Annotated in this window: 7 protein-coding genes and 1 pseudogene; all 8 read right to left on the bottom strand. The window is 42.3% G+C overall.

All coding sequences use genetic code 11. The features are described 5' to 3' along the window. Complete coding sequence (locus ACFJIZ_RS01570; protein WP_379090039.1) at window positions 1-4,332, bottom strand: CusA/CzcA family heavy metal efflux RND transporter; 4,332 nt, start codon at window positions 4,330-4,332, stop codon at window positions 1-3. 72 nt (window positions 4,333-4,404) lie between these two features. After that, window positions 4,405-4,791: a hypothetical protein gene (locus ACFJIZ_RS01565; protein WP_379090037.1), complete on the bottom strand. Its 387-nt coding sequence runs from the start codon at window positions 4,789-4,791 to the stop codon at window positions 4,405-4,407. Beyond that, window positions 4,788-5,276, bottom strand: coding sequence for a hypothetical protein (locus ACFJIZ_RS01560; protein WP_379090035.1), 489 nt, complete (start codon window positions 5,274-5,276; stop codon window positions 4,788-4,790). Before ACFJIZ_RS01560 ends, ACFJIZ_RS01565 begins: the two co-directional genes overlap by 4 nt. Window positions 5,277-5,343: 67 nt before the next feature. Beyond that, entirely contained in the window at window positions 5,344-6,777 is a 1,434-nt protein-coding gene (locus ACFJIZ_RS01555; RefSeq protein ID WP_379090033.1) for a TolC family protein, read from the bottom strand. Continuing rightward, window positions 6,770-9,937, bottom strand: a pseudogene (locus ACFJIZ_RS01550) (efflux RND transporter permease subunit). Before ACFJIZ_RS01550 ends, ACFJIZ_RS01555 begins: the two are co-directional and overlap by 8 nt. Window positions 9,938-9,988: 51 nt before the next feature. Next, a complete protein-coding gene (locus ACFJIZ_RS01545) occupies window positions 9,989-10,612 on the bottom strand; it encodes an efflux RND transporter periplasmic adaptor subunit (RefSeq protein WP_379090031.1) in 624 nt (207 codons plus the stop codon). Next, window positions 10,566-11,045 carry an efflux RND transporter periplasmic adaptor subunit gene (locus ACFJIZ_RS01540; RefSeq protein WP_379090029.1) on the bottom strand — a complete coding sequence of 160 codons (480 nt, stop codon included), beginning with the start codon at window positions 11,043-11,045 and terminating at the stop codon, window positions 10,566-10,568. Before ACFJIZ_RS01540 ends, ACFJIZ_RS01545 begins: the two co-directional genes overlap by 47 nt. A 147-nt stretch (window positions 11,046-11,192) precedes the next feature. Next, window positions 11,193-11,582 carry a hypothetical protein gene (locus ACFJIZ_RS01535; protein WP_379090027.1) on the bottom strand — a complete coding sequence of 130 codons (390 nt, stop codon included), beginning with the start codon at window positions 11,580-11,582 and terminating at the stop codon, window positions 11,193-11,195. Between the last annotated feature and the right edge of the window lie 568 nt (window positions 11,583-12,150).

Below are 12,150 nucleotides of genomic sequence, written 5' to 3'. Positions count from 1 at the left end.
TTATTTTGATAAAAGATAGTTCAGTTGGATAATACTATTGTTGAGGTCTTTAACGGCATCTAAATAAGCTAGTTTTAAGGTCATTGCTTGTTGGTTGAGCACCGTCCATTCGAGGTAATTGATCTCGCCGTTCTGTAATTGCCTATTTAAGGTAATGGTAATGGTTTTCGCGTTTTTGATGGCCGTATGTTCAAACTCTATCACAATTTCACGGTTTCTCAAAAACTGGTTGTACACATCTTGCATTTCTGTTTGCCATTGTTTTTTGGCCAATGTACTTTCGTTTTTAGCAATCGCTTCTTGGGTCTTTGCCGATCTGATCCTGGCTTTTTGTGCTCCTGTAAAAATGGGTATGCCAATACCGAGCTGAACGGAGTTGAATCTATTGCTACGGGTATGGGTTCCATCTTGGATGCTCATGTTGTTATAACCGAGCAACAATTCTGGTAGCAATTGGGCCTGCGCCAGTTTTGTATTGGCCATTGCGGTTTGCTCTTGCTGTAATTGCATCATTACGTAAGGATGCTGGGCAAGTGCAGCTGTATCGAGCGCTATAGATTCAAGTTGATAACTCTCTGCTTGTGGTTGTAACATTTCGTTGCTATTGGTCAATAACATCAGCTGTTGCTGCAATAGGCCGAACTCTTTTTGGAGCCCTTTGATCTGTATTGCAATTTGGGTAGACTGGTTAGCAGCGCTTGCTTTTTCCAACACGTTGCTTTCTCCTGTTTTTAAACGCAGGTCGGCCACTCTTGAAAACTCCTTGTAGGCATTGTTAATGGTATCTAGTACTTTGCTTTTTTCTTGGATCAACAGCATTTCATAAAAAACCATGGTGGTTAATTTTTTAACTTCTACTTGCTTTAGGTCGATATTGAGTAGGCTTTCTTTCCATTCTGCCGTTAGTTTATCCTTTTGTCGGCTATAAACTGTAGGGAAATTAAAGCTTTGGGTAATGCTAAGGCGATCATCAACAAAAGTGCTGTTGAACTTTCCATATTCTGCCATTATATTGGTTTGGGGAAGGTCTGTTGCAGTTTTGATCAATTGTTTGGCTTGTTCTGCTCTTAATTGTTGCCCTTTAATGCCAAGGTTGTTTGCCATTGCACTTTGTACTGCTTCGTTTAAGCCAATCTTTTTCTGTGCTTGGGCAGGTAGAATCAATGCCAAAAGCAATACCACTGTTGCTACTGCCTGTTTTTTAGCTTTGGTTAGTTTTATTCCTTTTTCAAAACTGATATAGAGTATAGGCAGTACAAAAAGGGTCAATAAGGTGGCAATCATCAATCCGCCAATTACTACCGTAGCAAGAGGCCTTTGTACAGCCGCTCCTGCCCCATTGCTGATCGCCATTGGCAAAAAGCCTAGGGAAGCCACAAAGGCGGTCATTAGTACAGGTCGTAACCTGGTTACTGTTCCTTGCAACACTATTTTTTTCATGTCTTGTTCTCCTGTTTTTTTGATCCGGTTAAATTCTGCTACCAAAACAATTCCGTTGAGTACGGCAATACCAAATAGCGCAATAAAGCCAACGCCTGCACTGATGCTAAATGGCATGCCCCGTAAAGCCAACAAGAAGATACCGCCAATGGCAGACAATGGAATAGCGGTGTAGATCAACAAGCCATATTTAATGGAATCAAAAGCGAAGTAGAGCAGTAAAAAGATCAAGATCAACGATACCGGAACGGCAACCGAGAGCCTTGATTTGGCCTCGTTCAGGTTTTCGAATGAGCCACCGTAACTGATGGTATATCCGGTAGGCAACTTTATTTTCTGGTCTACCTGCTGTTGAAGTTCTTTAACGATACTTTCTACATCTCTTCCGTTTACATTAAAACCAACCAATATCCTTCTTCTGGTATCTTCTCTTTGTATCTGACTAGGGCTGTCTACCAATGCTACATCGGCCACTTGACTTAAAGGAATCTGTTGGCCATTGGCTGTTGGAATCAAAAGGTTCTGCACATCTGCGATATCTGTTCTTTTTTCATTCTGTAACCTTACTACGAGTTCAAAGCGTTTTTCGCCTTCAAATACCAAACCTGTACTTTGGCCTGCAAAAGCAGCGTTTACATTTTTATTGATATCGGCAATGTTAAGCCCGTATTTTGCAATGGCGGCACGGTTATATTTGACTACAATCTGTGGGGTTCCGGTGATCTGTTCTACATATAATTCTGTAGTTCCTTCAACATTACGTACGATATTACCGAGTTGTTTTGCATAAATCCCCAGGGTGTCCAAATCTTCGCCAAAGATCTTACAAACCACATCTTGCCTTGCTCCTGTCATCAACTCGTTGAAACGCATCTGTACCGGAAATTGAAAACTTGTGGTTACACCGGGTACTTCACTGGCGGCTTTGCCCATCTTTTCAGAAAGTTCTTCGAATGTTTTTGCCGAGGTCCATTCGCTCTTTTTCTTAAGGTTGATCATCATATCGCCCATATCCATTGGTAAAGGTTCTGTGGGCACCTCGCTGCTCCCAATTTTGGTAACGATGTTTTTCACTTCTGGAAACCTCGATTTTAGGATGGCGGCTACCTTTTGTACATTTTCGATGGTGGTATTAAGGTTACTGCCCGAAAGTACACGGGTTTCTACAGCATAATCTCCTTCTTCTATGGATGGAATAAATTCTCCGCCTAAACGGGTCAATAAAAACACAGCTACAACAAACAAACTGATCACCACCGTGATGAGTATCTTAGGGATGGTCAGTGCTTTTTGCAATAGACTGCTGTACCTATTTTCTATCTTAGCCATTGCACGGTCTGAGAAATTCTTCTTTAAAGAGATCTTTTTGCTTAAGAATACACTACTTACCATGGGGATATAGGTTAGCGAGAGTATAAAAGCGCCTAATAAAGCAAAGGCCACGGTTTGCGCCATTGGTTTAAACATTTTTCCTTCAATGCCTTGTAAACTAAAGATCGGCAAGTACACGATCAGGATGATGATCTGCCCAAATACGGCACTGTTCATCATTTTGGAGGAAGCACTTTTCACTTCTTTATCCATCTCGTGTTGGGTAAACAAAGTCAGTCCGCCTAATTTTTTATGGTGGCTGAGTTGGTGCATTACTGCTTCTACAATGATCACGGCACCGTCTACGATCAGTCCAAAATCTAATGCGCCAAGGCTCATCAGGTTACCGCTTACACCAAAAAGGTTCATCATGATAATGGCAAAGAGCATAGAAAGTGGAATAACTGAGGCTACCAATAGTCCGGCCCTGAAATTGCCCAAGAAAAGTACCAGTACAAAAACAACGATCAACGCACCTTCCAATAAATTGGTCTGTACGGTATTGATGGCATTGCTTACCATGTCTGTGCGATCTAAGAAAGGCTCGATCACTACGCCTTCGGGTAGGGTTTTCTGTATTTCGGCAATTTTTTGTTTGATGTTTTCGATCACCACATTGCTGTTGGCTCCTTTCAGCATCATGACAATGGCTCCAGAAACTTCGCCTTCGTTGTTATAGATCAGTGCGCCATATCTGGTAGCTGCACCAATCTTAACTTCTGCTACATCGCGGATCAATAAGGGTACTCTATTTTGGGTATTTTTAACCACCACATTTTCAATGTCTTCTTTGCTGGTGATCAGTCCTTCGCTTCTGATGTACAGTACAGTTTCTTGTTTTTCGATATAGGAACCCCCTGTATTCTGGTTATTTCCTTCTAGGGCATTGAATACATCGGCGATGGTAACGCCATGTGCCTGTAACTGGTTGGGGTTGATGGCTACCTCGTATTGTTTAAGTTTACCACCAAAACTGCTTACTTCGGCCACTCCTTTTACGCCCAATAGCTGTCTTCTTACTACCCAATCTTGTAAAGTCCTGAGTTCGGTAATGTCGTATTGTTTTTCGTAGCCTTTTTTGGCTTTGACTACATATTGGTAGATTTCGCCAAGGCCTGTAGAAATAGGGCCCATTTCTGGCTTACCTATCCCCTCTGGGATATTTGCCTGCACGGTTAGCAAGCGCTCAGAGACCTGTTGTCTGGCCCAATAGATATCTACATCGTCGTTAAACACCAAGGTAACCAAAGAGAGGCCAAAGCGGCTGTAGCTCCTAATCTCTTTGATACCAGCAATATTGCTACTGGCCTGCTCAACCGGAAAGGTGACCAGCCTTTCTATATCTGTAGCACCGTAAGAGGGTGCTGTGGTAATGATCTGTACCTGATTGTTGGTAATATCTGGTACGGCATCTACTGGCAGTTTGGTCAATTCGAAAACGCCGTAGATCACTAACGCTATGGTAAATAGCGCAACAATGAGTTTATTCTTTACAGAAAACCCAATAATTTTATTCAACATGAAAATTAAGTTTAATTGATGTTCATTCGATAAGGTCCAAAACCCGATGGGTAATGGCTGATTAGAAATGAATTAAACTTTTGGCGGTTGCCAGATCTTAGATTGGTACGAATTGGGGATATGGCCTTCCTTATAACCAACTGTTAGTTTTACCGCAGCGGGTATTGGAAACTTTAGGCTAACCTGATGGTATTGTGGGATCGCTAAATTGGCTAAACCATTTGGGGGCTGTTGATCCGACGATTTGAAGGGCAATTGGTTGTCTCTTTCTTCGTCGTTATCTGTATGGGGTATATCGTTATAGTGGTCTACCAGGTATTTTGTGAAGGTAAGTTGGTCGTTTAAAGCAGTGTGTTCAAAGTAATGTTGAAAAAGCACAGGCAGTTTGAGCAACTCGTGTAATGCTGTTGCAGAAACTAGATGGAAAGAGAGAATAAATAGGATAAATAGCTTTTTCAATGCTGTAAAGTTATTGTTTTCTTTGTTTTTAAAAAAGACAGCATCATTTTTTGGGCCAACATATAGGTAATTTTTACAATGGTGTTGTGTAATTGGTTTTTGTAATTGGTTCGTGGGGACACGAACAAATAAGATAGTTCACAGTTCAAACTACCCAGTTCACGATTCAAGCTACCCAGTTCACAGTTCAAGCTGCCCAGTTCACGATTCAAGCTACCCAGTTCACGGTTCAAGCTACCCAGTTCACGGTTCAAGCTGCCCAGTTCACGATTCAAGCTACCCAGTTCACGGTTCAAGCTACCCAGTTCACGGTTCAAGCTACCCAGTTCACGGTTCAAGCTACCCAGTTCACGGTTCAAGCTACCCAGTTCACGGTTCAAGCTACCCAGTTCACGGTTCAAGCTGCCCAGTTCACGGTTCAAGCTGCCCAGTTCACGGTTCAAGCTGCCCAGTTCACGGTTCAAGCTGCCCAGTTCGCAGTTCAAGCTGCCCAGTTCAGGACTATAAAAATAAAATAGCCGACCTTAATGGGTCGGCTATTTAACTGATGAGCTATTTCCAGCCTCCACCGAGATTTCGGTAGATACTGGTTCTTGTGGTCAACTGGTCTTTTTTGGTTTCGATCAGTTCTAGTTTCGATTCTAAGGCGTCTCTTTGGGTCATCAACACTTCCAAGTAATCAGCCCTTGCTGATTTGAACAGGTCGTTAGAAATTTCGATGGAACGGGTCAAGGCTTCTACTTGTTTCGATTTTAAGTCGTATTTTTTCTCCAAGTTATCAGCCTTAGAGAGTTGGGTAGCTACTTCTAGATAAGCATTTAACAATGTACGCTCGTAATTGTAAATGGCCTGAAGTTGTTTGGCATTGGCTGCGGCAAATTCTGCCTTGATGGCATTTCTGTTGATCAAAGGGGCAGCTAGATCACCTGCCAACGAATACAACATCGATTCTGGAAATTTAACCAGATATGATGGTTTAAAGGCTTGTAGTCCTAAACCAGCCGAAATACCCAAAGAGGGATAAAATTCTGCCCTTGCTACTTTTACATCCAGTTTGGCAGCAACCAATGCTAACTCGGCTTGTTTAACGTCTGGTCTGTTACCCAACAATTGTGAGGGGATGCCTGCCTGTACCGACATGGGGCTAACTGTAATGAAACTGCTTTTGTCTCTCGGTATCTCTTGTGGGTAACGGCCTAACAGCAGGTTGATCCTGTTTTCGGTTTCTTTGATGTTTTGCTGTAGATCAAACTCTAAACTTTGCGAGTTTAATACTTCTGCCCTAAATTTCTGAACGGCCAATTCTGTTACTCTACTGGCCTCTTTCTGTACTTTTACCAATTCTAGTGCATTGTTTTGCAGGGCGATGTTCTGTTTAACCAGCTCGAGTTGGTTGTCTAATGCCAACAATTCGTAATAAGCGTTGGCCACTTCGGCAATGAGGTTGGTGAATACAAAATTCTTGCCTTCTACACTGGCCAAGTAACGGGTTACCGCTGCTTTTTTGGCATTGCGCAGTTTTTTCCAGACATCAACTTCCCAGTTGGCATACACACCAATGTTAAGGTCTGTTAATGGATCGGGTACGGCTTTGCCTGGGGTAATTTCAGTACCGGCATCGCCTGCACCTTGACTCGTATATCTACCCACCTTTTCTACACCTACACCTAATTTGGCACCAACTGTTGGTAATAGTTGTCCTTGCTTTAGTCTAATCTCACTTTTGGCAATTTCAATTTCTTGCAGGGTAATGTTCAGCTCTTGGTTGTTTTTAAGTGCTGTATCAATCAGTGCGACTAGGTTTTTGTCTTTAAAAAACTCGCGCCATTGCAGGTTTGAGCTATTGGTGGTATCTCTGTCTTTGTTATAAGATACGGGTACAGCTCTGTTTTCGGCAGTTTGTGTAATTGCCGGAACTTTACAACTGGCTATGGTTAGCACAATAGCTGCCAATGCCAGTATGGGATAGCTCTTTTCTTTAAACATTATGATCAATTTCTTCGGTTAACGGATTTTCTTCTTCATTTTTAACGAGCTGGCGTTTTTCGGCAATCTTGCCAAATACATAGTATAGCCCTGGGATCATCAATACCCCGAACAGGGTACCAAAAACCATCCCTCCAGCCGCAGCCGAACCGATGGTTCGGTTACCGTTGGCACCTGGTCCTGATGCAAACACCAACGGAATCAGACCTGCGATAAAGGCAAATGAGGTCATTAAGATTGGACGGAACCTTACGGCAGAACCTTCAATAGCCGCTTTGAGTACAGAATAACCTGCCCTATGTTTTTGTACGGCAAATTCAACGATCAATACGGCGTTTTTACCCAATAGTCCGATCAGCATTACCATGGCTACCTGTGCGTAGATGTTGTTTTCTAGGCCCAGTAATTTAAGGAGCAAAAAGGCCCCAAAAATCCCTGCAGGAAGCGAAAGGATAACTGCAAACGGCAGTAAGAAACTTTCGTACTGTGCTGCCAACAAAAGGTACACAAAAGCCAAACAGATCAAGAAGATGTAAATGGCCTGGTTGCCCCTGCCTACTTCATCTTTTGATATACCCGCCCAATCAATGCCATAGGCTCTAGGCAAAGTTTTTTGGGCAACTTGCGTAATGGCCTCGATTGCTGCTCCACTACTGTAACCTGGTGCCGCTGCTCCACTAATTCTCGGAAGAATTGTACATGTTGTGTCTGGTGATCTCTGATAGGCCATATACTTTTTCGATGTGCATAAAAGCAGAGAATGGAACCATTTCGCCATGGTCGTTTTTCACATAGAGCTTCAGGATGTCTTCTGGTAAGGCCCGATATTGTGGCAAAGCCTGCACCATTACTTTATATTGACGGTCGTATTTGATGAAACTGGTTTCGTAATTACTACCTACCAAGGTTGAAAGGGTATTCATCGCATTTTCGATGGTTACGCCTTTTTGCTGGGCAATATCGTTATCAATCTTTAACATGTATTGAGGGAAACTGGCACTGTAAAAGGTAAATACCGACGACAGTTCGGGCCTTTTGTTCAATTCTCTTACAAAATCCCTACTTACGGTTTCCATCTGTTTGTAATCTCCAGAGCCTGCTTTGTCTAACAGACGCAATTCGAAACCACCTGCTGCTCCGTAACCCGGCACTGCTGGGGGTTGGAAAAATTCGATAGTGGCACCAGAAATGTCTTTAGATTTTTTCTCCAGTTCATCGATCACTTCTTGTACGGAATGTTTGCGGTCTTCCCAACTTTTAAGGTTGATCAAACAGGTACCAGAGTTGGCTCCCGTACCTTCTGTTAGGTACTCGTAACCTGCCAATGAGGAAACAGACTGTACATCATCCATGCCTTCGGCAATTTTCTGTAGTTTTTCTGCAATCTGGTTGGTCCTTTCTAGGGTAGAACCTGGAGGGGTTTGGATTACTGCATAAAACATCCCCTGATCTTCATTCGGAATAAAACCGGAAGGGAGGTTATTGTTCAACAACCAGATCGCGGCACAAAATGCAATAAACATGGTAAGGGTAACCATTCTTCGGTTAACAATCAGTCCCAATATTTTTTGGTAACGGCCTGTTAAACGGCCAAACCAATTGTTAAATCCATCAAGTACCCTATTTAACCAAGTTTTTTTACGTGGTTTGCCATGGTTGTTCTTTAACATTACCGCACAAAGTGCCGGAGTAAGGGTTAGGGCTACTACACCTGATAGAATAATTGAGGTGGCCATGGTAATGGAGAACTGCCTATAAAAGATACCCACTGGGCCAGACATAAAGGCTACCGGAATAAATACCGCAGCCATTACAAAGGTGATGGCGATGATCGCTCCACTGATCTCGTGCATAGCTTCTTCTGTAGCCTTGAGTGGCGAGAGGTTCTTCTCTTCCATCTTGGCATGCACAGCCTCTATCACCACAATGGCATTATCTACCACAATACCGATGGCGAGCACCAGCGCAAAGAGCGTGATCAGGTTAAGGGTAATGCCAAAATACTGCATAAAGACGAAGGTACCGATCAATGATACGGGTACGGCAATGGCTGGAATAAGGGTAGACCGCCAATCGCCAAGGAAAAGGAAAACCACTAGACCTACCAATACAAAGGCTTCTAATAGGGTATGGATTACTTTTTCTATGGAGGCGTCTAAGAACTTGGACACGTCGTAACTGATTTCGTAATCTACTCCTTTTGGAAAGGATGCCGATTTGATCTCTTTGAGTTTGGACTTGATGTCTTTGATCACCTGACTGGCATTGCTACCATAGGATTGTTTAACTACAATAGCTGCCGAAGCCTTGCCATTCAAGTTAGAGTACAAATCGTAATAGGAGCTACCAAATTCTACATCGGCTACATCTTTTAAACGCAGGTCTCGCCATTTGGAGTGGATTTGAGGATGATGTTTTCATACCCTTCTTTGGTATTGAAACGTCCTGGATATTTCAGTACATACTCAAATGCCTGTGATCGTTTACCAGAGCTTTCTCCGGTTTTACCTGGCGAAGCTTCTAAGCTTTGCTCGTCGAGGGCCTTCAATACTTCGTCGGCCGAAATTTTATGGGCCAACATGCGATCGGGCTTTAACCACACACGCATTGCGTATTCGCGGTTACCCAAAATATCTGCAACCCCTACTCCATCTACACGTTTCAACTCAGAGAGTACATTGATATCGGCAAAGTTGAACAGAAATTTCTGGTCCATCTTTGAGTCTTTGCTGTAAAGGTTGATGTACATCAACATGTTGGATTCTTCTCTGGTGATCTTTACACCTTCGCGTACCACAATTGGTGGCAGCTTGTTGATCACGGATGCCACACGGTTCTGGATGTTTACAGAAGCTTGATTGGGATCAGTACCTAGGTTAAAAATCACCTGAATGGTAGCCTCACCATCGTTTCCGGCATCGGAGGCCATGTATTTCATGCCGGGTACGCCATTAATGGCGCGTTCTAAGGGGATGATAACGGATTTGATCATCAACTCTCCATTGGCACCTGGGTACTCGGCGGTAATGTTCACCTTTGGTGGCGAGATTGATGGAAACTGCGTTACGGGCAGTTGGGTAATGGCCAAAACACCTAAAAAGGTTATGATCAGCGATATGACAATAGACAGGACGGGCCTGTGTATAAATTTATTAAACATAAAATCTTTTGGTTAGGTGTAACTATTCTGCTTTTAACTGCAAATGCGAAATCACCTCTTTAGGAGATACCACGGTGTATTTGATTCGATCGTCTTCTTTAACTTTCTGCACACCATCGAGCAGGATCTGATCGCCCTCGGCCAAGCCACTGGCCACAATGTATAGATCTGGCAATGATCACCTAGCACGATGTTCCTTCCACGTACCACACCTTTATTATCGACCACAAATACGTAGGTTTTGTCTTGTACTTCGTAAGTAGATTTTTGTGGAATGATCAGTGCGTTGCGCAGTGGCATGGTCATCAGCACCTTGCCAGTTTCACCATTCCTTAGTAATTTGTTGGGGTTGGAGAACCTTGCCCTAAAGGCAATATTGCCTGTTTCGTTGTCAAACTCGCCTTCTACAGTCTCTACATTTCCTTTGTCTGCCAAGGTTTCGTTATTGGCCAACACCAAGCTTACCTTGGTATTGCCACGGTCTTTTACATGGGTTTGGTAGTTGAGGTATTCTGGTTCGGATACGTTGAAATAGGCAAATACCTGGCTATTGTCTGATAGGCTTGTCAATAGTTCGCCCTCATCGATCAAACTGCCTATTTTTTTGGGTATGCGGTCAATGGTGCCATCAAATGGTGCACGAATGTCGGTAAACGATAAATGCAATTTTGCCAACGCCACACCTGCCTTTGCTTGATCTTAGCTTGGCCATGGCCATAGCTAATTCGTTTTTAGAAACTACATTTTTATCGGTCAGCGTTTTGGTGTTCTGCATCTCTATCTCTGCTGCCTTTACTTCGGCTTGTGCCTTTAACAGCTCTGCTTCGTACATTTTAGGCATGATCTTAAAGAGCAGTTGACCAGCTTTTACGGTCTGGCCTTCATCAACAAAAATCTGTTGTAGGTAGCCTTTTTCTTGGGCACGGATCTCGATGTTGCGTACCGAGCGGATCTGAGAAACGTATTCTTTGGTAAAAGAGGTATCAATCTTTAAGGGATTGGTTACCGTATAATGGGTAACTTCTTCTTTTTCTTGTTTTTTTTGGGTACAGCTGGTAAGGCCTAACAGCACACACCAACCCGCGAGCATTAAAATTTTCTTTGTCATAAAATTATTGGGTAAACTATCTGAATAGAGGAACACAGGGTTCCTGAAGAATTAACTGTATCGGGAAAGAAAAAATGGAATCACCATCTAATGGCAATCATTCTTTTGGGTGGGATGTACCACCAAACCCGGTAAGCTGGTTTGATCTTAAATTCTTAAAACCCTTTGGCGCAGGTAAGTGCTAGAAGCTATGTAAGAAAGGTGCTTGCAGAATGGCAAGCGATGTTTTACGGTATCGAACAGGTAAAATGTAAGTGATACGTATACTAGTGCGATTACCAATGGCAAAAATCTGCCCAATGTTGACACATCATCGTCTTCGTTTTCGATGTTATAGAAATCTTCTAGCTTGTCGGCATTGTTGATTTTTTGTAGGATGGAAAAATCCAGGTTGGTATAATCAGTATGGGCTGCTTTTTGTAGGTGTTGTGCGGCAGCATAGGGTTCTACATTTTGTAGCGTTTGGGCAAATGCCGGGCTTTGTCCTTTTAGAAGAAGGAAACAAAAAGCTACTAAAAATGTGAAAACTATTTTCATATCTGCCGCAAAAATAAGAGAGGGTCTTAAAGTTCAACTCTTCTCATCGTCATTATTTTGTAAACAATTTAATTAGCTAAAAAAGCCAGTAAAACAGCAAATTAACTGTTTTAAACATGAAGAAATGCTGAAGAAATAATTAAATTGATTAAAGTTTTTTGTTTTTCTTGCTTTAAACAGCCTAATGCTTTTAAAACTTCAAGGAATAAAAAAAGATGAGGTATGCCGAAGTAAAAAACACAATTAACGAAGGGCATATTTTTAAACATTAAGAAATTAATGCAAAGCTTACTTAGCTCTTCTTCACTTCTTAATGTTTAAAGCTTTTACCGTGCAGCCATAAACACCACATAGCAACATAGGAACACATAGGTTTTTTGTGCATGTGGCTTTATAACAAAAATTAGGTTTTACACCCTAATTCTGATGTTAAAAAACCTTTATCATTTCAACAGCTTTACTCAAAAGCTTAACATAAACTTTGTTTGGGCTTAACCAAAAGCGTAAGCGGCAAGCCTTTCTTTGTAGCATTGATTATGGTTTAAAATCTGCAATCAATAGTATAAGT

The organism is Pedobacter sp. UC225_65 (assembly GCF_042698365.1).
Classification (GTDB): domain Bacteria; phylum Bacteroidota; class Bacteroidia; order Sphingobacteriales; family Sphingobacteriaceae; genus Pedobacter.
The sequence above is the reverse complement of the archived record's forward strand: the minus strand, read 5'-3'. Positions and strand labels throughout refer to the sequence as shown.